General features: G+C 48.3%; 23 protein-coding genes. 18 read left to right on the forward strand and 5 right to left on the reverse strand.

Annotation, left to right across the window (positions count from 1 at the left end; translation table 11 throughout):
* Positions 1 to 84 precede the first annotated feature (84 nt).
* The gene (locus tag C9J01_RS00130; protein WP_107296087.1) at positions 85 to 963 is read right to left on the reverse strand and encodes a LysR family transcriptional regulator; all 879 of its coding nucleotides are present in this window, start codon (positions 961 to 963) and stop codon (positions 85 to 87) included.
* A 143-nt stretch (positions 964 to 1,106) separates the two neighbouring features.
* Between C9J01_RS00130 and C9J01_RS00135 the strand changes: the two genes are divergently transcribed.
* Positions 1,107 to 1,472: a YybH family protein gene (locus C9J01_RS00135; RefSeq protein ID WP_107296088.1), complete on the forward strand. Its 366-nt coding sequence runs from the start codon at positions 1,107 to 1,109 to the stop codon at positions 1,470 to 1,472.
* Positions 1,473 to 1,580: 108 nt separating this feature from the next.
* Here the strand turns inward: C9J01_RS00135 and C9J01_RS00140 are convergent, their stop codons facing one another.
* Both C9J01_RS00140 and C9J01_RS00145 read right to left on the reverse strand, forming a co-directional pair.
* Positions 1,581 to 2,354, reverse strand: a complete 774-nt coding sequence (locus C9J01_RS00140; protein ID WP_107296089.1) for a DeoR/GlpR family DNA-binding transcription regulator — start codon at positions 2,352 to 2,354, stop codon at positions 1,581 to 1,583.
* 29 nt (positions 2,355 to 2,383) lie between these two features.
* Positions 2,384 to 3,274: a PfkB family carbohydrate kinase gene (locus tag C9J01_RS00145; RefSeq protein WP_107296090.1), complete on the reverse strand. Its 891-nt coding sequence runs from the start codon at positions 3,272 to 3,274 to the stop codon at positions 2,384 to 2,386.
* A gap of 224 nt (positions 3,275 to 3,498) precedes the next feature.
* On the opposite strand from C9J01_RS00145, the gene yihU reads away from it, so the two are divergent.
* From yihU to C9J01_RS00195, 10 genes are all read left to right on the forward strand, one after another.
* Positions 3,499 to 4,392: a sulfolactaldehyde 3-reductase gene (yihU, locus tag C9J01_RS00150; RefSeq protein ID WP_107296091.1), complete on the forward strand. Its 894-nt coding sequence runs from the start codon at positions 3,499 to 3,501 to the stop codon at positions 4,390 to 4,392.
* A 17-nt stretch (positions 4,393 to 4,409) separates the two neighbouring features.
* Entirely contained in the window at positions 4,410 to 5,471 is a 1,062-nt protein-coding gene (locus C9J01_RS00155; RefSeq protein WP_107296092.1) for an aldose epimerase family protein, read from the forward strand.
* 74 nt (positions 5,472 to 5,545) lie between these two features.
* The gene (locus C9J01_RS00160; RefSeq protein ID WP_107296093.1) at positions 5,546 to 6,286 is read left to right on the forward strand and encodes a sulfite exporter TauE/SafE family protein; all 741 of its coding nucleotides are present in this window, start codon (positions 5,546 to 5,548) and stop codon (positions 6,284 to 6,286) included.
* A 93-nt stretch (positions 6,287 to 6,379) separates the two neighbouring features.
* A complete protein-coding gene (locus tag C9J01_RS00165) occupies positions 6,380 to 7,630 on the forward strand; it encodes an AGE family epimerase/isomerase (protein WP_107296094.1) in 1,251 nt (416 codons plus the stop codon).
* Between the two features lie 270 nt (positions 7,631 to 7,900).
* Positions 7,901 to 8,761: a class II fructose-bisphosphate aldolase gene (locus C9J01_RS00170; RefSeq protein ID WP_107297364.1), complete on the forward strand. Its 861-nt coding sequence runs from the start codon at positions 7,901 to 7,903 to the stop codon at positions 8,759 to 8,761.
* A 174-nt stretch (positions 8,762 to 8,935) separates the two neighbouring features.
* On the forward strand, positions 8,936 to 9,145 hold the full coding sequence (locus tag C9J01_RS00175) for a hypothetical protein (RefSeq protein WP_107296095.1): 210 nt from the start codon (positions 8,936 to 8,938) through the stop codon (positions 9,143 to 9,145).
* 72 nt (positions 9,146 to 9,217) lie between these two features.
* A complete protein-coding gene (locus C9J01_RS00180) occupies positions 9,218 to 9,826 on the forward strand; it encodes a TRAP transporter small permease (protein ID WP_107296096.1) in 609 nt (202 codons plus the stop codon).
* A gap of 10 nt (positions 9,827 to 9,836) precedes the next feature.
* On the forward strand, positions 9,837 to 11,126 hold the full coding sequence (locus tag C9J01_RS00185) for a TRAP transporter large permease (RefSeq protein ID WP_107296097.1): 1,290 nt from the start codon (positions 9,837 to 9,839) through the stop codon (positions 11,124 to 11,126).
* 62 nt (positions 11,127 to 11,188) lie between these two features.
* Positions 11,189 to 12,235 (forward strand): TRAP transporter substrate-binding protein, encoded by a 1,047-nt coding sequence (locus C9J01_RS00190; RefSeq protein ID WP_107296098.1) that lies wholly within the window; start codon positions 11,189 to 11,191, stop codon positions 12,233 to 12,235.
* 75 nt (positions 12,236 to 12,310) lie between these two features.
* Complete coding sequence (locus tag C9J01_RS00195) at positions 12,311 to 12,586, forward strand: PTS sugar transporter subunit IIB (RefSeq protein WP_107296099.1); 276 nt, start codon at positions 12,311 to 12,313, stop codon at positions 12,584 to 12,586.
* Positions 12,587 to 12,663: 77 nt separating this feature from the next.
* Here the strand turns inward: C9J01_RS00195 and C9J01_RS00200 are convergent, their stop codons facing one another.
* Positions 12,664 to 14,142 (reverse strand): oligopeptide:H+ symporter, encoded by a 1,479-nt coding sequence (locus C9J01_RS00200; protein ID WP_107296100.1) that lies wholly within the window; start codon positions 14,140 to 14,142, stop codon positions 12,664 to 12,666.
* 92 nt (positions 14,143 to 14,234) lie between these two features.
* On the reverse strand, positions 14,235 to 15,632 hold the full coding sequence (locus C9J01_RS00205) for an aminopeptidase (protein WP_107296101.1): 1,398 nt from the start codon (positions 15,630 to 15,632) through the stop codon (positions 14,235 to 14,237).
* 911 nt (positions 15,633 to 16,543) lie between these two features.
* On the opposite strand from C9J01_RS00205, the gene trxB reads away from it, so the two are divergent.
* From trxB to selD, 7 genes are all read left to right on the forward strand, one after another.
* The gene (gene trxB / locus C9J01_RS00210) at positions 16,544 to 17,755 is read left to right on the forward strand and encodes a thioredoxin-disulfide reductase (RefSeq protein WP_107296102.1); all 1,212 of its coding nucleotides are present in this window, start codon (positions 16,544 to 16,546) and stop codon (positions 17,753 to 17,755) included.
* Positions 17,756 to 17,765: 10 nt separating this feature from the next.
* Complete coding sequence (trxA, locus tag C9J01_RS00215) at positions 17,766 to 18,092, forward strand: thioredoxin TrxA (protein WP_107296103.1); 327 nt, start codon at positions 17,766 to 17,768, stop codon at positions 18,090 to 18,092.
* Between the two features lie 105 nt (positions 18,093 to 18,197).
* Complete coding sequence (gene grdA / locus C9J01_RS00220) at positions 18,198 to 18,665, forward strand: glycine/sarcosine/betaine reductase complex selenoprotein A (protein WP_107296104.1); 468 nt, start codon at positions 18,198 to 18,200, stop codon at positions 18,663 to 18,665.
* A gap of 14 nt (positions 18,666 to 18,679) precedes the next feature.
* Positions 18,680 to 19,144: a glycine/sarcosine/betaine reductase complex selenoprotein A gene (grdA, locus tag C9J01_RS00225; RefSeq protein WP_272898703.1), complete on the forward strand. Its 465-nt coding sequence runs from the start codon at positions 18,680 to 18,682 to the stop codon at positions 19,142 to 19,144.
* Between the two features lie 80 nt (positions 19,145 to 19,224).
* Positions 19,225 to 20,766, forward strand: a complete 1,542-nt coding sequence (gene grdC, locus C9J01_RS00230) for a glycine/sarcosine/betaine reductase complex component C subunit beta (protein ID WP_107296105.1) — start codon at positions 19,225 to 19,227, stop codon at positions 20,764 to 20,766.
* 12 nt (positions 20,767 to 20,778) lie between these two features.
* Complete coding sequence (grdD, locus tag C9J01_RS00235) at positions 20,779 to 21,942, forward strand: glycine/sarcosine/betaine reductase complex component C subunit alpha (protein WP_107296106.1); 1,164 nt, start codon at positions 20,779 to 20,781, stop codon at positions 21,940 to 21,942.
* 105 nt (positions 21,943 to 22,047) lie between these two features.
* Positions 22,048 to 23,091, forward strand: coding sequence for a selenide, water dikinase SelD (selD, locus tag C9J01_RS00240; protein ID WP_107296107.1), 1,044 nt, complete (start codon positions 22,048 to 22,050; stop codon positions 23,089 to 23,091).
* Positions 23,092 to 23,116: the final 25 nt, after the last annotated feature.

Genomic DNA, 23,116 nt, shown 5'->3' on the forward strand with positions numbered 1-23,116 from the left:
CTCCATGACAGCTAAAAGCCCGTAACCATATTGGTCGCGGGCTTTTTTGTTAGGATGGGGCCGCGGGTTGTTTCGGAAGTAGTATCAACTCGATTCAACGCTCAGGTTAGCCAATTGCTGTTCGATAGCACTGATACAGGTAGTCACGTTAATGGGAGGCTGCTTGGGGTAGGGGTGAAGTGCATATACCGGGTTGGGTTTAAGTTGATGGTCGGGAAATATAGCCTTCAGGTGTGGTTTTTGATGAAAGATGTAATCAGGGACAATGCCAATACCTGCCCCGGATTCAATTAAGCTCAGGCAGGTATGGAAAGAGTCGGCACGGCAGGTGATATTGGCTTGATAACTATAGTTTTCTCCGGCCATTTTGGTATGACTAAAATGGTGGAGGATCCTTGAAGGCTGCCACTGGTTGGCAAGATACCCTGCGCTCTCTTTTTCATTGTCGATAACACTTTGCGTTCCGCACAGCACATCTCTGAACTCCCCGATCCTTCTTTGCATAAGCGCGTTTTCAGAGGAGGCGCCAACCCGGATGGCAAGATCAATGTGTTTCTCCATCAGGTTCAGAGGTTGGTCGCTGCTTATCAGTTCAGGCCGTAATTTTGGATAGCTCTTCATCAGCGAACCAATGGCTGGGGCGACAAGGGTAGACATCAGGGCATCTGACGACGTTATTACGATTTTACCCTGCGGCTCTTGCTGGCTTTCCAGAGCCTGTTGCCAAGCAAAGTCAGCCAGATCATTGAGCTTCTTGCATTCAGCATAGAAGGCCTGTCCTGCTTGGGTCAGGATTTGGCGACGTGTGGTACGCTTGAGAAGGCTGATCCCCAGCTCTGTCTCCAGTAACTTGAGGTGTTGGCTCCCCACGGATTTTGAAAGCCCCAGTCCGTCGGCTGCTGCGGTGATCGAACCCGATTCAACGATGTGGGCAAACAATGACATCTGGCGTAGTCGGTTCATTATTATCTCATTTCTTTATTTATCAACACGACATCTATTGTCCGTAAAAACAGAACAGTCATTTCTAATAGGTTTGTTTTTCTATATTAATTGAGTGCCTACACTTAGGGCAACTTGATAAGCATTCAGAATAAGGATTCAAGATGGACACATTAGCGCGTTGTAAAGCGGGTATCGCGGCTTGGCAGCAGGCATTTAACCAGCAAGATGCAGCAGGGTGCGCAGCGCAATACACCGAAGAGTGCGTTATGGAAGCCAAACCGTTTGGTGTTTTCGAAGGGCGAGAAGCGATTCAGGCGTTCTGGCAAAACATCATCGACCAAGGCTTTGCTGATGTTCAATACAGCGACGTGCGCTGGGAAGCAGAAGGGGAGAACGGCTATATCCTGTCATCATCATGGACCATGAACAAGGCTTTTGGTGTGGTACACCGTGAGCATTGGGTAGTGCAGGAAGATGGTCATGCCCGTTTGGTCAGTGATTACTTTGAAGTACAGGGTGAGCGGTAAATAGCTCGATAAATCCAGAATGAGATAATTGCCAGTCATAAGAAAAGGGAACAGGTTTTAAGCCTATTCCCTTTTTCGTGTATCGGCTAAGACGCTGTGTGCGCATAGTTAGTGTGAAACGACGGGCTCACAGACCTTGATCGTTGTTTCACCCTGTTTCGCTACACTGTCGAGGTTGGCATCCAGTGACTGGTCAGTGAAGAGGTAAGTGGCCTCCTTGATATGACCAAGCTCAATGGAGCCTTTTGGAATAAACTTCGACGAGTCCAGCGCGATGATGACATGGCGAGCCGATTTCATGACGGTTTGGGTGATCACCGTCTCGTTCAAATCATATTCCAGCAAGGTCCCGTCAACATCCATCGATGCTGCACTGGTGATCAGGTAGTCGAAGCGGAAGTGCGAGATGAAATCCAACGCTTCAGTTCCTACGATACCGCCGTTGAAGGCTTTGATCTTGCCGCTCGGGATCAGTACATCAATGCTTTTATTGTTATGCAATACGTTGGCAACACGTAAGCTGTTGGTAATGACCTGAAGATTTTTCTTGTCCGCAAGGTGGCTGGCAATCACTTCGGCTGTGGTGCCGATAGTGATAAACACTGTTGAGCCATCTGGGATCATCTCAGCAATTGCCTTGCCGATGGCATGCTTTTGCTCGGTCGCTGAGACCTTACGAACTTCGTAATCTAGGTTGGTTTTACTGGCCGGAGAGCTTGCCCCACCATGGTGACGGATCACTAAGCGCTCTTCGCTGAGCTTTTTGATATCCCTGCGAATAGTCTGCGTAGATACGTCAAGCTTTTCAGCTAGCTCTTCTACGGTGTAATAGCCCTTGTCTATTACAAGTTTTATCAGTTTGTCTTGTCTTGGATTCGTCACGTTAAACCCTTTACCGCTTATTTTTACCGCTATTTATTATGTAGTTGGCTATCCACTTCCGATCTGGTCGGGATGCCTTCACGACCACCGCGCTTGGTACACTTTATTGCGGCAACCGTGTTAGAGAAAATCACCGATTCACGAGCAGGCATGGCTTCAGCAACGGCTACAGCCAACGCACCGTGAAAGACATCGCCAGCGCCGGTGGTATCGACAACGTCGACTTTGACACCTGACTGGTGGCAGAGCTCTTCGTTTTCGAACCAGTAGCAGCCTTTTGAGCCGACTGTCACATAAACTTTGCCTTTTGTCTGTTTCTGAGCGATTTTGAGCCCTTCTATTGGATCACTGCTTCCGGTGAACTTTTCAAGGCCCGGTTCAGAGAATGCCACATGGTCGGCCAGTTTGACTAGATCATCTATTGCATCCGGCGTGATATCTGCGTCCAGTACCGAAGGTATGTTGTGCTGTTTGGCTTGCTCGAGGGCGTATTTTGCCCCTTCCACCCACCTTACATCTGTGAGTACTGTCTTATAGATAGAAAAATCAATTAATTCAAGTGGTTTTGTATCACGTTTTAAAGACGTATCTTGATAGTTGATGATCATTCGCTCGCCTTCGTCATCGACAAGCACAGCAGAGAACGCCGATGAGGCATCAGCAATTTTGACTACTTTATCAACATTGACACCGTAACCAGCTAACTCGGTCAGCATGGTGTCAGCGATGGCATCCTGGCCAACACGGCCAATAAAATCAACATCATGGCCTAGTTTTGCAACCGCAACAGCAGCCGTTGCCGCCGGCCCGCCACCCACTTCGAAATAATCCTTGGCGACAAATTTACCGCCTTGGGTTGGCAAGCTGTCCACTCGCTGGATCCTATCAAGTACCGTAATTCCTAAACACGCAATAGTCATAGTTATTCTCTTATCTAAATCCGTTGTCTGACGTTATTGGCAATGCACTCACTAAGTGCATCCTTATATCTACAGTATATCCATTATTGACAAAATGATTGAGATTGTAATCACAAAACAACTTAAAACGACAAAAAACAACAAAATGTGACATTTGTTGTGGTTGTTTTGTTTCTTAGTGTTTATATTGATTGCAAATCAACCGCGAGAGTAAGGATAAATACATGTCAACAATTGGCTTTATCGGATTAGGACAAATGGGCAGCCCAATGGCGCTGAATCTTATCAAGGGCGGGCACTCACTGCGTGTTTTCGATATCAATACATCCGCTGTTGAAGCGCTAGTCGAGCAGGGCGCGACAGCCGCAAGCTCTCCTGCCGATGCGGCACTGGATGCCGAGTTTGTTGTCACCATGCTGCCAAATGGCACTCTGGTAAAAAATGTTCTGTTTGGCGAGTCAGGTATCGTCGAGTCACTAGATAAGAATGCATTGCTTATCGATATGTCGACTATCCACCCGTTTGAAACCGATGCGCTGATCAAGCAGATGAGTGACAGAGGCTTTTCGATGATGGAAGCGCCAGTAGGCCGTACTTCAGATCACGCAGTAAAAGGTGAGTTGCTGATCCTTGCCGGTGGTACCAAAGCACAAATCGAGCGCGCTCAGCCACTGTTTGACTGCATGGGATCAGAGACTGTTGACGCAGGCGGCGCGGGTAAAGGTATCCGAGTCAAAATCATCAACAACTACATGAGTATTGCACTGAACGCCCTGTCTGCAGAAGCGGCGACCTTGTCTGAAGCAATTGGTCTGGAGTTTGAAACTGCGCTTGAAGTGATGAGTGGCACACCGGCAGGTAAAGGCCATTTTACAACAACTTGGCCGGGTAAAGTTCTTGCAGGCGATCTGTCACCAGCCTTCATGGTCGATCTTGCCCATAAAGATTTGGGTATTGCCTTGGATCTCGCCAATCAGGTGAATGTGCCAGTGCCATGTGGCGCGGCATCTCGTGAACTGTACAGCATTACCCGTGCTGCAGGTCGCGGTCGTCAGGACTGGACATCGGTATTTGAACAGTTACGCGTGACATCTGGCCTGGAAGCAAAAATCAAATAATAACCAAGGACAATAACGTGAAACTATCCAGTGAAAACTGGGGTGAAGTTGAAGGTCAATCGCAACCCGTCAAGCTGTTCACCCTCGAAAATAGCCAAGGCATGAAGGTTCAAGTCACCAACTACGGCTGTATCGTTACGTCGGTAGAAACGCCTGACCGTGGCGGTCAATTGGCCGATGTAGTTCTGGGCTACGAGAACCTTGAGCGATATTTAGCTGGGCATCCATTTTTCGGTGCGGTTGCCGGTCGTTACGCCAATCGGATCAAGGATGGTCGCTATGAGTTGGACGGTGAGGTATTCCAGCTGGAAACCAATGAGCTACCGACGTCACAGCACATCCATGGTGGCAGCAAAGGGTTTGATAAGTATGTTTGGGACGTTGCCGTCGAACAGCAAAGAGAAGCGATTTACCTTCATTTCAACCGGGTTTCACCGGATGGAGAGTCTGGTTATGGCGGCACTTTACATGTGACACATTCCATAGGCTTGGATGAGCACAACCAGCTGCACTTCAACTTTAAAGCAACCACGGACAAGCCGACGGTCGTTAATCTGGTCAACCATAGCTACTACAACCTAGGTGGCCATGACTCAGGTTTGGTGGACGGCCATGAATTGACGCTTTACGCCGATTTCTACACTCCGGTAAACGAGAACATGATCCCGACTGGCGAGATCCTCGCCGTTAAAGGAACGGGGCTTGATTTTACCCTACCGGTGGAAATACGAGGCAACAAAGAGAAAGTACCGGATGGCGCATTTGACCACAATTTTGTGATTAACCAAAAGCGCAAGCTTGGCGAATATGCCTATGCCGCTGAACTCTACGAACCTCTAACCGGGCGTGTGATGACGGTGCTGACGACCCAACCGGCTGTCCAGTTCTACAACGGGGCCAAGTTGTCGAACAAACCTTGGTTTGGTCGCAATGGCTACAAGTATGAGTCGTTTAATGGGATGTGCCTTGAAACTCAGCATTTCCCGGACAGCCCGAACCAGCCGCATTTTCCTAATGTGCGCCTAAACCCCGGTGAAGTCTTTGAAGAGAAAACCATCCACCGCTTCTCCGTGAAGTAGAGCTTCTCCGGGCAGTATTACCGCTGCCAGTAACAAAGTAGGGGCGGGTAGTCGCCCCTAATCAGGAATTAAATATGGATATGACCGTTGTTTTGGTCTCCCTGATCATTGCATTAGGAGGCTTTACGCAAGGCTTGACCGGGTTTGGCTTAGCCCTTGTATCTGTGCCGCTGCTTTCTATGGTGGTGGACGCAAAAATGGCAGTGCCTATTGCCGGTATTTTTGGATGGCTCGTGACCTTTCCAATTGTTTGGAAAATGCGCCACTCCATTCAATACAAAGCTGGCCTGATCCTGGTTGCAGGCTCCCTGCCTGCCTCTATTGTTGGTGCCAAACTGCTGGCAAGCCTGCCTTCGCAGTACATTCTCATCACCATGGGGGTTGTGCTGATTGCATCAAGCATCCATTCGATGCGAAGCACTAAGCCTGCTTTTTCAAAGACGTCGGTGCCAGTGACTGTCGGAACCGGGTTTGCCTCCGGTGTGTTGGGCGCCAGTGTCGGCGAAGCTGGACCGCCGGTGATTGCTTACACATCCATGCAGCCATGGACTGCAGACCAAGCTAAATCAACGCTGGTGTTCTTTTTCATGCTGCAGATGATTGGTGCCATTGTCAGTTTTTGGAATGAAGGACTTTTTACCCCAGATGTAAACAGTCTGGTTGTCTCGGCAATGCCTGCATTTTTAGTGGGGATGACCGGGGGCATGGTGGGATACCACTTCCTGCAGAAATATAAGATCAACTACCACCATATTGTACACGGCCTACTTTTGGTTATCGGTTGTGTGCTAGTGCTCAAGAATGTCAATTTTTGATTGTTTTTGTTGAAAAGTGATAGATAAATAACAGAATTGAATGCTACTGCCTGTTAATTTCAGTAGCAAAAGAAAATAACGAGGAAACACTTCATGAAATGGATTAATACCCGATCTCATAACGCTTGGCTAGATACAGAAACCGATCGAATCTTTGAATTCGGCAGAAAATCGGTCGTACCAAACGGTTTTGGCTGGGTGGGCAACAACGGCAACATCCGTGAAGAAATGGGCACTCGCCTGTGGATCACTGCGCGTATGCTGCACTGTTACTCGCTGGCAGCGCTGATGGGCCGTCCTGGTGCTTACGATCTGGTTGAGCATGGTATCGCGGCATTAGAAGGTCCTCTGAAAGATAAGGCTCACGGTGGTTGGTACGCGACTATCGACAATGAAGGGGAGGGTATCGTTGATGCGTCCAAGCAGGGTTATCAGCATTGCTTTGTCCTACTCGGTGCAGCCAGTGCCGTAACTACAGGCCACCCGAGGGCTCATGCACTGTTGGATGAAGCTATTAACGTGTATGAAAACCACTTCTGGTGTGAAGAAAAACAGATGTGTTTCGAGTCTTGGGATGAAACTTTCTCTGAGACGGAAGACTACCGTGGTGGTAATGCGGCAATGCACTCGGTTGAAGCATTTCTGATTGTTTACGATGTAACGAAAGACAAAAAGTGGCTGGATCGCGCACTGCACATCACTGAGTTCATGATCAACAAGACAGCAAAATCACTGAACTACCGTGTCAACGAGCACTTCGACGCAGACTGGAACCCGCTTCCAGACTACAACAAAGAAACCCCAGCCAGTCACTTCCGTGCATACGGCGGTACACCTGGCCACTGGATCGAGTGGGGCCGTTTGATCTGTCACCTACGCGCGACATTGCTTGAAATCGGTGCCGACTGCCCTGATTGGCTACTGGAAGATGCTATCGGCCTGTTTGATGCCACTGTGCGTGATGCATGGTCGGTCGATGGTGCGCCGGGCTTTGTTTACTCTGTAGATTGGGACGGCAAGCCGGTTGTTCGTGAACGTATCCGCTGGGCACCAGTGGAAGCAATTGGTACTGCTTATGCGCTGTACACTGTCACAGGGGACGAGAAGTACCAAGAATACTACCGCACATGGTGGGATTACTGCCGCACTTACCTGATTGATTACGAAGGTTGTTCTTGGTGGCAAGAGCTGGATACCAACAACCAAGCAGGCACCAGCAAAGTATGGGATGGCAAGCAAGATATCTACCACCTCATGCATTGTCTGGTGATCCCTCGTCTACCTCTAACTCCAGGTCTGGCGCCAGCTCTAGCTGCTGGCTTGCTGGATAAGAACATGGGCTAATGTTTTAAAACGACTACCCTCTGACTTGTCGTTTTATGCGTAAAGGTGATGGCTTTCGGGCTGTCACCTTTTTTTGTCTCAGCGCTTGGCCCTGGCCACTTCTCCCCCTGAATGAAATAAGATGTGCTCCAGCACTCATTTTTGTCTATTTGTGTCTGTTTTTGTATCTTCTTGTTGGAAAGTGATACGTAACTAACAGAAATGAACCTGCTGGGCTGTTACTTTATTTACAACAACGAACAAACAAGTGAACAAAGAGGAACACTCAACATGGCATACATGTCTGGTAAAACAATGATTCAGGAAGCGTGGAACAACGGATATGCGATCGGCGCTTTCACTGCACACAACCTTGAAACAATCAAAGCAGTCCTGCTGGCTGCCGAAGAAGAACAGTCTCCAATCATGATCCAGATTGGCCAAAAAGCCATTAATGAGATGGGCATGGAGCCTTTGAAAAACGCTGTTGACTCACTGATGAAGCATCACAACATCTCAGTGCCAGTATGTATCCACCTAGACCACAGCCGCCAGTTCAAGCAGACCATGGAAGCTGCGCGCTGTAACTTCAATTCCCTGATGTTTGATGGCTCTGCGCTGCCGTTTGAAGAGAACGTACGTATTACCAAAGCGGTTGTCGAAGTGGCAAATGCCCTAGGCCTTGGCTCTGAAGGTGAGATCGGCAAAATCGGTGGCACCGAAGATGACATCACGGTTGACGAGAAAGATGCCATGATCACCACGGTTGAAGAGGCGCTGGACTTCTCTGAGCGCACTGGCGTTGATTACCTGGCGGTGTCTATCGGTACTGCACACGGTGTCTATAAAACAACACCGGAGCTGAAATTTGAGCGCTTGTCTGAAATCAAAGAAGCCGTGAAGAAGCCAATCGTACTACACGGTGGTTCGGGTGTACCCGATGATCAGGTTATCGAAGCCGTTAAGCGTGGTGTCGCCAAGATCAACGTAGATACCGAACTGCGCCAAGGTTTCATTGACGGGGTTCAGGCACACTGGCGTGCAAACGAGAAAGACTACATTCTTGCTGATGTCATGAATAGCGGCATCGCTGCAATGAAAGAAGTGGTACAGCACAAGATCCGTCTGTTTGGTTCAAATGGTAAAGCTTAAATCTTATAAAGTGTCCGTTTTTGGCACTTAAGATACATAAAAATGACATGTTTTGTCCGTATGTGAAAATCGTCACGGATTACTGCCACTAATTAAGTTATCAATATAGCGAATTTATCGGACAGCATGTCATTTACCAAACACATAAATGGACTGGAACAAAAGGGATACACAATGTCTTCACTGAAACCAACGAACGTTATTAGAACTCTTGCTCATGCCAAACAACAGCATCGCCTGATGCGCTTTTTTCAAGCTGACATGCAAGGTGCTCATGTTCAAGGAAACAGTGAAAAAGACAAAACGAACCCAAAAGACCTCCAGCACTGCTCTGTGATTCAACAAGGTGACAGCTTTGTTGTTACAGCACTATCGCTGATTTAACTCTACATTAATCGGGCACCTCTATGGGTACCCACTATAACTATGCCCTCATTCACATTGGATGGTGATTCTATGCTGCGTACTATTGAGAAAGCATTGAATATCGTGACAACACCGTTATCACGACTGTTGCGTCATGTTGCCGGAATACTGCTTTTATTAATGACAGCCATTGTTGTTGCCCAGGTTTTATTTCGCTACGTATTTAATATTCCACTAAGCTGGACGGATGAATCTTCCCGATTCTTAATGATCTATATGACTTATCTGTGTTTACCGTTTGTATATTTAGCAGATAAAAATATAGCCATGACTTTCTTGACAGAAATATTAGAAAAAAAAGCACCGCGCGTTTATTCCTTCTTATTATTGCTAGGCCATATCTCTGCTATGTTGGTGTTCTCTGTCTGGATCACCTTCGGTTGGAACTTCTTCCAAACCGGTTCCGTGATGGCAGACAGCCTGCCAATCCCAATGTATTACGTGTATATCATGCCTCCAGTGATGATGGCCGTTACCATGCTGTATGCCGTACAAAAAAGCATTGCATCTATCCGCGGGATGCTTGGCGATTTTGAAGATGTTTCCAAAACAAGCCAAACAGCAGAAATGCTTGAATCAAACAAGCCCGTAGAAGATTCGGATGATACCGAACAACTTGAATTAAAACCGGCGGCGTAAGGGGCAAAATATGGTTTCTCCAATCTTCCTATTATATTTCTTAGTCTTACTTATTATTGGTGTACCGGTATTATTTACCCTTGGCCTGTCACCTATTATTACCCTGTTCCAAAATGAACAGATGTTATTTGCCAATATGCTATACCAGCGCCTCTATTCTGGTTTGGATAGTTTCCTTCTTCTCGCGCTACCATTCTTTATGTTAGCCGGTGAATGTATGACGGCAGGGGGGATTACCCCACGTATTATCGCTTTTGCCCAAACCATGGTACAGCACCTGCGCGGTGGCCTGGGACACGTGGTTATCCTGGCGGCAACCATCTTTGGTGCCCTAACAGGTTCAGCGGTGGCAGCGACATCCGCTATCGGTGGCATGCTGATCCCCGAAATGAAGAAGTACAAGTATGATGCTGGCTATTCGGCAGCGTTGACGGCGGCAGCTACAGTACTGGGTAACATTATTCCACCGTCAGGTATCATGCTTATCTATGCCTTTGTGATGAACACGTCAGTGGCGGCGATGTTCTTGGCAGGCGTCACGCCGGGCATCATCTTCTGTATCGGTTTGATGATTATGAACCGCTACCAGATCCGTAAGTACCCAGCAGTTCAACCAATGGAGCGAGCGCCAGCGATGGAGCGCCGCCAGGCATTTAAACTGGCAATTCTGCCTCTGATGACACCTGTGATTATCTTAGGTGGTATCTACGGCGGTATCTTCACCCCAACCGAGGCTGCTGCAGTCGCCGTTGCTTATGCCATCGTTGTTTCGCTTTACATCATCCGTGCTACCAATGTGAAAGCGACCTACGCCTTGTTTGCCAAGGTGGCTGTAAACGCCGCATCAATCTTGATTATCGTGGCAGCCGCAAGTGGTTTTGCTTCATTGATCAGCCTGTCTGGTGTGTCCACCATGGTGGCCGATTTCATGAATGGCATTACCGACAACCCTTACTTGTTGTTCGCGATTATTAATGTGCTGTTGTTCATCATCGGGATGTTCCTTGATGCTGGCCCTGCCATCCTGATTTTCGCCCCTATCTTTGCCCCAATCATGATCAGCGCCGGTATCGACCCAGTCCACTTCGGTGTCGTGATGTGTGCAAACCTGTCGATTGGTTTGGCGACACCGCCAATGGGACTAGTACTGTTCGTGGCATCGGGCGTATCCAAAGTCTCGGTGGCGGAAATCTCGAAGAAGATTATCCCATTCCTACTGGTTGAAGTGGCGCTGATTTTCTTGATTTCCTGCTTCCCACAGTTGGTGATCGGCTTACCTCAACTGTTCGGCATTATGTAGAAGAATTAAAAACTGGCGTGCTTAGGCACAACCTCTAAATTTCCTATAACGGTATAATTATTATGAAAAAAACACTTTTGACATTAGCGACCTCTGCAGCACTTATGGTATCTGGCACTACGCTGGCGGCAACTGAATTCAATGTAGTTCACCTGACATCGCCTGATAGCTACAACCACCAATCGCTGTTGGTATTCAAAAACCATCTGGAAACCCGTTCGAATGGTGAGTTGAAGGTTAAGATTTACGGTTCAGGCCAGCTTTGTGGTTCGGGTAAAGAATGTATTGCCGGGGTTCAGGCTGGTATGTTCGATTACTTCCCAACCACAGTCTCTGAGATTGCTTACTACTGGAAGCCTGCTGAATCATTTGATTTGCCATACCTACTGCCTAACGACCGTGTGGCAGAGTGTGTGTACGGCAACGATCAGTTCATTGCTGATGTTCGTGGCAATGTCTTGAAGAAAGCGCCGAATGTTCGCTTGATGATGGTGGCAAACTCGGGCGGTTGGCGTAACTTCGCGACCACCAAAAAAGCGGTCAAAACACCGGAAGATGTCAACGGCATGAAGATCCGTACGGTACCGGCCAAGGTTCAGCAGGATCTTGTCAAAGAACTTGATGGCTCACCGACACCTATTGCCTGGCCAGAAGTATACACAGCACTATCAACGGGTGTGGTTGAGGGTACCAAGAACGGCATCGTTGATATTATCCAGAGCCGTTTCCACGAAAGCTTGGATTATCTAACACTGGATGGTCATGCGTACATGGGCGGTGCATGGTTGATGTCTGATATGAAATTTAAGTCACTGTCACCAGAGTTGAAGAAAGTGGTTTTGGATGGCATCGATGCCCAACAGCAGTACTTGATGTCTTATCCGAAGCATAACGAATATGCGTCGTACGAAGCGTTTAAGAAAGCCAACGGCAAGATCTACAACCCGTCAGCGACAGAAAAGGAAGCATTCAAGAAAGCGACTCAGCCAGTGGTTGATAGTTGGGCAAGCAATGCCAATGCTGAAGGCAAAAAGTGGCTAGAGCGCTTCCAGAATGAGATTAAAACCTGTGAAGCGAAAATTGATGCGTCTTACCAGCTATCAATGTAATTCAATATCTTAAGAATTATTTTTTAGTGCCAGCTGATTTCGGCTGGCCTTTTTTGATGGGAGAGAAATAGGGTCATGATTAATGACAAGGGCAACCTAATCGCCAAAGCGCAGAAGATCCTGCATGGCCTTGGTGGGCTGGATAACTTAGTAGCAGGACAAATTGATAACTGTGCTACCCGCCTGCGCATTCAAGTGGTGGATATTGATGCGGTGGATGAAAATATACTGCGTCGCCAGGGAGCGCTGGGGTTTATCAAGTTGCCGGACAACCAAGTCCAAGTCGTGTTCTTTGATGTTCATGCCATTACGCAAGCACTAAGGGATGTCATTGCTGCTGAGGTGGTTTAGGCTATTAGCCAAGACACGATAGAAGTAATTAAAAGCGAGGGAGTACCTCGCTTTTTTCATTGTTTTAGAGATGAAAATTACGCTGTTTGCGCATCTTTCGTTTCTGTATCTTCGCTAACATCGGTTTCGATAAGTTTGTTGAGGCGCGGCGCCAAGTAGACACAAACCAAACCAACAACGGTCGAAGCGATAGCCAAGGCGTAGAAGTAATTGCCGTAAGAGACCAAGCTTTCAACTGGTGTCATTTCCGCTTCGCCTGTTGAGGACAAGCCTGCCACCCAAGCTCCGGCAACTGATGCTATTGCAAGTGTCATGTTCCATGCACCATAGATGAAACCCCGGATACGGCTTGGGAATAGCTTGGCGATGGCAGAGAGACCAAGTGCTGAAATCAACAATTCACCGATAGCAAACAGGAAGTGCGGTGCTGCAATCCAGAATGGGTTGAGCATGCCATTTTCGTCGCCGAAGTATTGCGAGAAACCAGCCAAACCGAAGGCAGCGGCGCACACCAACATCCCCAGCGCAAACTTACCGGGCATGGATAAGTCTTTGCCTTTTTCGCCCAGCGTGGTGTAGATATGAGCCAGTACAGGACTGAGGAAGATAATCCACAATGGGTTGAAGGACTGGTACGACACTGGGTTGATGGCAATACCGAAAATCTCTGCTTCAACATTGTTGATAGCGAAGAAGTTCAGCGACGTTGGCATTTGGTTATACAGTACGAAGAAGGCCAAAGCCTGCCCCATCAGTACCAAGCCGACAATCATGCGCTTGCGGCTGATTGGGGCTTCTTTCTTCATCTCTTTGGTGATCAAGAATAAGATCACCAGTGCGGCCATTGCCAATACAAACTGGGCCAGTGGCAAGTTGGTGAGCAGGTAACTTGCCAATGCGACGGCAATCAGCGCACCAGACAAGAACAGGCTGTTGGTCTTGAATGGGATAGCATGTTTGTCGGCCTCTGTAGCTTTGTTGATCTTTTTGTTGAGCATCAGGTAGGTAATGACGTTCACCGCCATACCAACGCCCGACAAGATAAACGCCGATGTCCAACCAATGCTGTATGCCATGATAGGCGCGCCCAGTTGGGCAACAAATGCACCGATATTGTTGACCATGTAGAACAGGGTATAGGCGCCATCTAGGCGGGGATCATTCTTGTCGTAGGCGGAAGCGATAATGGTCGGTGGCGCAACGCTGCCGATACCGCGGCCAACCGCAACCGTACCCAAGCCGACAAAGACGAAATGTGGTTGGGCAGTGATTGCCGAGTAGGCAATGATGAAATAACCAAGGCCCTGGAAAAAGAATCCCCAGACCAGGGTGCGTTTGGCCCCGAGTATTTTATCGGCAAGCCAACCACCGACAAACAGCATGGCAGCGCCCAGTGCGGCGAATGCCCCGAAAGTGGCGAACGAGGTTTTTTGGTCGATACCCAGTTCATCGCCAAGGAATACCGGCAAGATAGCCCAAAGGCTGTAGAAAGAGAGTGCCCACCAGAACTGGCATGAACAGAGAATATAAAAGGTGATCGGATGTTTCTTCTTCATGTGTAGAGTCCCGCGATTATATTAGTTGTATGTCACTGATTGCTCACAATCTACGTGCCCTGTTTTTCGCAGGGCACGTAACACAAAGGGGCTTATAGCGCCTTGGTGTAGAAAGTCTTGTATGCGCGGTACAGTTCGAAAATATCGAACTTGGAAGACAATTCGAATGGAGAGTGCATGGAGAGTAGAGCTGCACCCGCATCAATGGTGTTGATACCGTAATGCGCAAGATACTTGGCTACTGTGCCGCCGCCTCCTTCATCAACTTTGCCAAGTAGGCCGGTTTGCCAGCTGATTTCGTGCTCATCAAAGATACGACGTAGGGAGGCAACATACTCTGCATCTGCGTCGTTGGAAGCGACCTTGCCACCATGGCCGGTGTATTTGGTCAGAACCAAACCGTACCCCAACTTGGACGCATTTTGTGCGTCATGTACAGATTCGAATAGCGGGTTGAGGCCGGCGTTCACATCAGATGAAAGAGCATAGGAGCGCCACAAGCAGCGACGAAGCATTTGGTCGTTGTAGTTATTGCCAGCTTGGCGAATAAGCAACTCACCAACAAAGAATTCCAGATAGCGGGATTCTAAACCTGTGGCACCAGAAGAGCCGATTTCCTCTTTATCCACCAAGAAGCAGACAGCAGTTTGCTCTGGTGTTGGAATATCGAAAATCGCTTCCAGTGAGGTGTAGGCACAGATGCGATCGTCCTGACCGTAGGCGCCGATCATTCCCTGATCGATACCGACATCGCGGGCTTTTCCTGCAGGAACCAGCATCAGCTCGGCAGAAATGAAATCGGTCTCGCTGATTTCATATTTCTCGAACAGCTTGGTGAGTACGTGGTGCTTCACCTTGTCTTTGACTTTCTCGTCATCAAAAGCCATTGGCACTGAGCCGACAATGATTTGAAGCTCTTCCCCTTTTAGCACTTCGTCTGCTTTTCTGTCTCGTTGCACTTTGCGGTCAAGGTGGGGGAGGAGATCCGGGATAGTGAAGACAGGATCGGTGTCTTCTTCACCAATTGCGATATCAACACGGCGGCCAGATTTGGTGACCACAACGCCATGCAGGGCGAGAGGGCGGGATGCCCACTGGTATTTTTTGATGCCGCCGTAATAGTGGGTACGCATCAGTGCCAGTTCGTGCTTTTCGTGCATCGGGTTGGGCTTGAGATCCAGACGAGGTGAGTCAATGTGCGAAACAACAAAGCGGATGCCTTCTTGAATGGCTTGTTGGCCGATAATAGCTAATACAACGTTTTTATTTCTATTGATGAAGTAGGCTTTATCGCCGGGTTTAAGTTGTTGGAAATCTTCTATTGGGCGAAAGCCTTGTTGCTTTGCTTTTTCAATGGCGACACTGACACATTGCCGCTCTGTTTTACCTTTGTCGAGGAAGTGTTTGTAGTCTTCGCAGAAATGGTTGATGTCATTAATTTGAGTGTTATCGAGATTCAACCAGCCATTTGTATATTGCAGCGTTTCCATTGCTTGTCTCCAAAAGAAGGATTAATTTCAAACCGAAGACTATCACTCCGCAATAATGGTTTAATGTGAGTTTGATCTGCTTATATAAACAAAAATAACAGGAATTTATGCTAATTTATTGATGATTTTGTAATTTAATATTCTGCTGGTTGTGTTTTTACAGGGCTTGCATAAAAGTGCTTGTCCATTCCGTAAATATTACACTTATTGAAGTCTTATCGCTTATTAGTAGTGGGTGGGGAGATTTCAAAAATAAAAATAAAACTAGCTTCAAGACAGGGTCAGTCTCATGAAAACAGTACAAAAGAGCGTTTTCATTATTTTGCTATATATCCCTATTTTACCACTGAGATAACGCAATACTTTTATTTTTACAATTGATTAGTTTTACTAATGCATCTGTGCGATTTCAGACAATCATCAAAATTATATAATTTTGTTGAACCATGATCACATCAGTTTCCAGAATGAGTGGAAATTCACTATAAGTAGAATATTTACGTAAAAATTCACTATCGGAACATGTTTTGTTGCTTGGTTGTTATTGGTTAGGTGTTTTTACTTAACAAGTATGGGCTTTTTAGAAGCATTAATATGACTTGCGTATCATATTGATGGTTGGTTTAGAGTTTTATACTGGAATTGGGCTTTGCTCACAAAAAACATCACATTACTAATTATAATCAGCCATAAGTTTTACGAACAAGAAGCTATTACTGGGTAAAAGGAAAATTACAAGATAAATAACTACCCAAGAGAGATGCGGCAGTCCTTTTTGTAACTATGGATACTGAAGCTTGATATTTGGTTCTCGTCTAACTTTGGGTCTGCAATAACTGATTTGTTCTAAATGCATTCTTTATACCTAGAGGTATTAAGGGTGTGGTGTGAAATAGCAATCGGTGAAAAATATGTCAGAACTATACGATGTCATTATTATCGGTGGCGGAGCTGGTGGATTGTCTGCTGGTGTCTATGCTGCTCGCGGTAAAATGAAAACCCTGGTCATAGAAGATAAAAGGAATACAGGTGGCCAAGCTGCAACAACCAGTGAAATGGAAAACTATCCGGGTATTCTCGAGGCTACTGGCCCGCAGTTGATGGATATGTTCCGGGAACACTGTGACAAATTCGGTGTGGAATTCGCGCGTGGTTTGGTTTCGGGGATCTCGATTGCCGAAGACGGCTTCATCAAAACCTTAACCACCAATAAAGGCGAAACCTACCTGGCAAAAAGTATTATTGTCGCGACAGGGGCAACACCACGAATTCTTGGTATTACCGGTGAATCTGAATTCCGTGGTAAAGGCGTGTCCTATTGCGCGACGTGTGACGCTGACTTCTATGAAGAACTGGATGTGGTGGTCGTGGGCTCTGGCAATACAGCGGTGGAAGAGTCTGTTTTCCTGACCAAGTTTGTCAACAAAGTCACCATGGTTGTGCTCCATGACCAAGGTATTCTCGATGCTGACCGAACAGCCCAAGAACAGGCGTTTGCTAACGACAAAATCGAATTTGTCTGGAACTCAGTGGTGGAAGAGATCACTGGCGATGAGTTGGTCAACGGCGTGAAACTCAAGAACCTCAAAACTGGCGAGATCAGTGAACTGGCTGCTGACGGTGTGTTCATGTTTGTCGGTACTGTGCCAAAAACCGACTTTGTCAAAGAGCTAATCGAGCTGACACCACAGGGTTATGTCATTACCAATGACAAGCAGGAAACCAGTGTACCGGGCATTTTCGCTGTCGGTGATGTGACCGATAAATTCCTCCGCCAGGTTGTTACTGCTGCGGGTGACGGGGCGGTCGCTGCCGTTGCTGCTGACCGGTATATCGAGGAAGAGGAGAGTTGGCGCAAGTCGGTGTCGGAATTTGGTGGAACGGCGATGGTGGCATTCTGGAACCCGCTGAGCAAAGAAAGCTTGGAAGTTATCAACCAGCTAGAGCTTAAGTGCAAAGACCACCCAGAACAGCGTGTTGTGACGATTGATACCTATAAGAGCCAGAACATTGCGAACCGTTTCTCGGTATCTGAAGTGCCTGTAGTGATTCGATTTGACGCTGGGCAGGAAGCCAAGCGAGTAGATGTTAAGGATATTACCGAGTTAGAAACTCTGTATTAAGGGAAACGCAATGATAGAACTAACCAAAGAAAACTTTGATGCCGAAGTCAAAACCGATGGCATCGTATTGGTGGACTTCTGGAGCGAGAACTGTGGCCGCTGCATCGAGTTGATGCCAGAGGTAATGGCGCTAGCCGAGAAGTACGGTGAGGAAATCAAGTTCTGCAAACTGAATATTCAGGGCAATCGCCGTTTGGCGATGGCACAGAAAGTGATGGGGCTACCGTCGTTTGTTTTCTACCGTAACGGTGAGAAAGCAGAACACCTTTCTGGTGAAGAATTGGAAATCGAACATGTTGAAAGCATGATCGAAAGCTTCGTGGCAGAAACGGCCTAAAGATAAAGAATTTGTATTGGATGGGGGCAACCCCGTTGGCACAAATAAACCGGTGAATTATCACCAACATTAAACACTAAGTAATCCGTACCCTTGGAGTGAACAATGCTCAAAGATAAGAAAGTTATTATCTTGGGAGACAGGGACGGTGTACCGGGCCAGGCAATTGAAGCCTGCATTAAATCTGCCGGTGCACATGTTCTTTTCTCTACAACTGAGTGTTTCGTCTGAACCAGCGCAGGTGCTATGGATCTGGAAAACCAAAAGAGGATTAAAGGTTTCGCTGACGAGTTCGGCCCAGAGAATCTGGTTGTCGTACTTGGCGGTGCTGAAGCGGAAGCTTCTGGCCTAGCGTGTGAAACCGTGACAAACGGCGATCCTACTTTTGCCGGACCATTAGCCGGAGTCCAGTTGGGACTCTCTTGTTATCATGTGGTTGAGCCGGAAATTAAAGACAATGTCGACGCTGCTATCTATGACGAGCAGGTCAGCATGATGGAAATGGTACTTGACGTCGATGCCATCGTGGCGGAAGTCAAAGAGTATCGTGAGCAATTTGGAAAGTATGTTTAATCGGGAGCAGAATTGTGTTCGCTAACAAAACAGTGATCATTCTGGGAGACCGTGACGGCGTACCTGGGCAGGCAATCGAAGCCTGCATGCAAACAACAGGTGCTCACGTTGCTTTCTCCACCACAGAATGTTTCGTCTGAACAAGCGCAGGCGCAATGGATCTTGAGAACCAAAAGCGGATTAAAGCCCTAGCCGATGAAAAAGGCGCCGAGAATCTGGTTGTGATTCTGGGTGGTGCAGAAGCGGAAGCTTCTGGCCTAGCGTGTGAAACCGTCACCACCGGTGATCCGACTTTTGCAGGACCATTGGCGGGAGTCCAGTTAGGACTCTCTTGTTATCACGTGGTTGAAGACGAAGTTAAAAATGCCGTCGATCCGGCTGTTTATGAAGAACAGGTTGGAATGATGGAAATGGTACTTGATGTCGATGCTATCAAAGCGGAAATGCAACAATACCGCAGCGAAACTGCATTAGCATAAGTATATCTCAATGCTGGTTCGGATCTGTTTTCAAACAGGCAGGTTCGAACCTTTTATCCGGCTCGGATGCAGGAGTAACAATGGGATACGCAGTAATAAAAGGCGTGAGCTATGTGCTCGCCCATACCCCAGATGTGTTGATCCAACACGGTTCGGTGCAAGTTCAAACCAGGGCTAAAGACCCATCAGACGCTTACTTGCAGCAATTGAAAGACCATCTTCGCCCTTTTGATGAAGTGGTATCTTACCCCGCGAACCAGTGCTACATCGGAAACCTGACCCCACAGCAGTTGGCAGATATTCCCCTACCTTGGTATGAAAACCATGAGCATACGGCTCAGGAAGGTAAGTTCGGCGAAATCTACAACCAGCCCCAATTTTATGCCATGTTGAATCACGTGGATGTGTTCAACTTGGTCCACTTAACCCAGGAATTCATTGATACCTATCAGTCTAGTGCTGGCCACCATCCGCTTTATGGCGAGGTTGATTTATTAGCAGGCCACCAACTGATCAGCAAGGATGAAATCTTGGCGTTGGTTGAGCATCATCAAGCCGAAGTGCTGATGATGAACGGCGAGTTGGTCGGTTGCGTCAAGGCCGCCCACGACGAGGATGAGAACCTCTCCGCCCACATCATGCTTGAAAACCTTTGTACCAAGGCATCAGGCGTGATGGCAGCAATGCACCTCAAGCAGCAGGGCATTGATTTTGACAACGTTGATTACATCATCGAGTGCTCTGAGGAAGCCTGTGGCGATATCAACCAGCGTGGTGGCGGTAACTTTGCCAAAGCTATCGGTGAGATCATCGGTTGTAACAGCGCGACGGGTTCCGACGTGCGAGGATTCTGTGCAGCCCCTGCCCATGCAATGACACTGGCGGCAGCGTTGGTGAAATCCGGCGTATTTAAGAACGTGATGGTGGTTGCGGGTGGTGCGGTTGCCAAGCTTGGCATGAACGGCCGTGACCATGTGAAGCAAAACATGCCGGTACTGGAAGACTGCCTGGCGGGCTTTGCTTGCATGGTGACTGAAAATGACGGCATCAGCCCAGAGATTAACACCGATATTGTTGGCCGTCACCAGATTGGTACGGGTTCATCGCCGCAGGCGGTAATGACGGCTTTAATCGCCAACCCGCTGAAAGCGGCTGGTATGAAGATGACCGATATCGACAAATATTCGGTTGAAATGCAAAACCCAGAGATTACCAAGCCAGCCGGTGCCGGTAATGTGCCTGAGTCAAACTACAAGATGATTGCAGCCTTGGCAGTAAAAGAAGGCCAGATGGAGCGCACCCAGTTACCTGCCTTTGTCCAGCAGCATGGCATGACAGGCTTTGCGCCGACCCAGGGCCATATCCCTTCAGGGGTTCCCTTCCTTGGCTTTGGCCGCGAGATGATTGTTAACGGTGATATCAATAATTTCATGATGGTTGGCAAGGGTAGCTTGTTCCTTGGTCGTATGACCAACCTGTTCGATGGCCTCAGCTTTGTGGTGCAGAAAAACAGTGGCAAGCAGGCTGAAGCCTTTGACGAAAATCAGGTTAAACAAGTCGTTGCGCAGGCAATGCGCGATGTGGCTGAGAACCTACTGTCCCCTAAACAGGGCGAGCAGTAACCGGAGGCTGAGATGGCGAATATCAATCAACAACTGGCCGAAACTTTCAATGCCATGGCAGATGGCTTGATGAGTGGTCAGTTTGGCAAAAAACTTCGCATCGGCCTGACTCTGATTGGCAGTGAGCACGGTTCGCAGGAGTTGCTGCGCGGGGCACAAATGGTCGCCCGCCAGTATAGCGATATCGAACCGGTGCTGATTGGCTGTGATGGACCCGATTGTGGTTTCGAATGTTATCCGGCAGCGGATCTGCATGAGTGCCACAAGGTGATGGAGAGCCTGTTTGCCGAGCAACAGCTCGATGGCTGCGTCACCCTTCATTACGCTTTCCCATTAGGAGTGAGCACCATGGGCAAGGTGGTAACACCGTCAACGGGGCGCGAGATGATCATCGCTTCCACGACAGGGACCACAGATACCCAGCGGCAGGCTTCCATGCTGAAAAATGCGATTTACGGTATCGCGCTGGCCAAATCAACTGGGATCGAAAAACCGACTGTCGGTGTCCTTAATGTTGATGGTGCTTCAGTCTGCGAGCGTGCTTTGCGTGAGCTTCAGCAAGGGGGTTACGATATCCAATTTGCCCAGTCAGGACGTGCCGATGGTGGAATTGCCATGCGTGGTAACGATCTGCTTCAGGGTACACCGGATGTGATGGTAACCGATAGCCTGACAGGCAACTTGCTGATGAAAATGTTCTCGTCATTTACGACTGGTGGTAGTTATGAAGCTTCTGGCTTTGGCTATGGACCGGGGTTAGGTGAGGGCGCGACGAAACAACCTGTGAATATCATCTCACGGGCGTCAGGCGCACCGGTCGTGGCAGGTGCCATGAGGTTGTGTGCTGACGCAGCGAGAGGAGAGGTTATGAAGCGCGTTGACGAGGAATGGGAAGCCGCCACCCTGTCAGGGTTGAACAGTGTCTTGGCCAAGTATTGTACGGCTAAGCCCGCTGCAGAGGAGACCGAAACGGTGGTTGCACCACCGGAGAAGGTGACCGATGCAGAGATAGGCGGGATCGATATCCTCGTGATTGAAGAGGCCTGCCAGGCACTATGGAAAGCGAACATTTTTGCCCGCACGGGGATGGGCTGTACCGGTCCTATCGTGTTAGTGGCAAAAAGTGATTTGGAGCAAGCAAAAACCAAGTTAGTTGAGGCAGACTATATCAGCTAATTATGGATTTTTGCTTTAAATCCAGACATTTGCACTATTCTGCTTTATCGGAATAGATCATCGGGTAGTTCGCTACCCTTACCGTCCACTTCAAAGGAATTAGAGATGACAGAGAAAATTCGTCTGACGCAGATGACCAAGAAAGCCGGGTGAGCCGCTAAAATAGGCCCTAAGGCCATGGCGCAGGTTCTGCAGTCCATTTCACCCCTATTTCCCGAACAAGCGTACCCCGATCTGATGGTTGGGCTGACGGTAAGCGATGATGCTGCCGTCTACAAAATCAACGACGATGTTGCCGTTATCCAAACATTGGATTTCTTTACTCCAATCGTGGATGACCCCTATGACTTCGGTGCCATTGCCGCGGCGAATGCCTTGAGCGATGTGTATGCCATGGGTGGTCAGGTAACACTGGCGATGAATATCTTTTGTGTGCCAACCGACCTTCCGCAGGAAGTCGTCGGCCAGATCCTCAAAGGCGGTGCGGAGAAAGTCCGTGAAGCTGGCGCGGTATTGGTTGGCGGTCATACCGTGGAAGACAGCGAGCCGAAATTTGGCTTGTCTGTAATGGGCACCATCCACCCGTCTAAAGTGCAAACCAAGGCGGCGGTGGAAAGTGGCGATGTTCTGGTACTGACCAAACCAATTGGTACCGGACTGATTTCAACTGCAGCGAAACGCGGTAAAGCGAGTCAGGCGGCGATCCAAGCCTCTACTGACAGCATGAAAAAGCTAAATCGCAAAGCGGCTGAGATTTTTGCTAATTACCCCGTTAAGGCTTGTACCGATGTTACTGGTTACTCTCTGCTGGGTCATGCCCACGAGATGGCCGAGAAAAGTGATATCTGTATGCACTTCAAGGCGGAACAGGTGCCGTTCTTACCAGAAGCCGAAGACTATGCCGCCCAAGGGTTATTCCCCGGGGGAGCGAAGCGCAACCTTGATGCGTACCGTGAAGACATAGTGTTTGCTGATGGTCTGGATGAAAGTTGGCATCGCAAGCTGTGCTGCCCGGAAACTTCCGGTGGCCTGCTGGCAGCTGTACCAAAAGATTGTCTGAATGCGTTATTAACTGAATTTAGCAGTCAAGATGAACCCTGTTGGGTTGTCGGGTATGCCGAGGAAGGTTCTGGCCTCAAGGTCAGCTGACTCGGTCACTAATTAGGTTGTCCGG

The organism is Photobacterium rosenbergii (genome assembly GCF_003026455.1).
Classification (GTDB): Bacteria; Pseudomonadota; Gammaproteobacteria; order Enterobacterales; family Vibrionaceae; genus Photobacterium; species Photobacterium rosenbergii.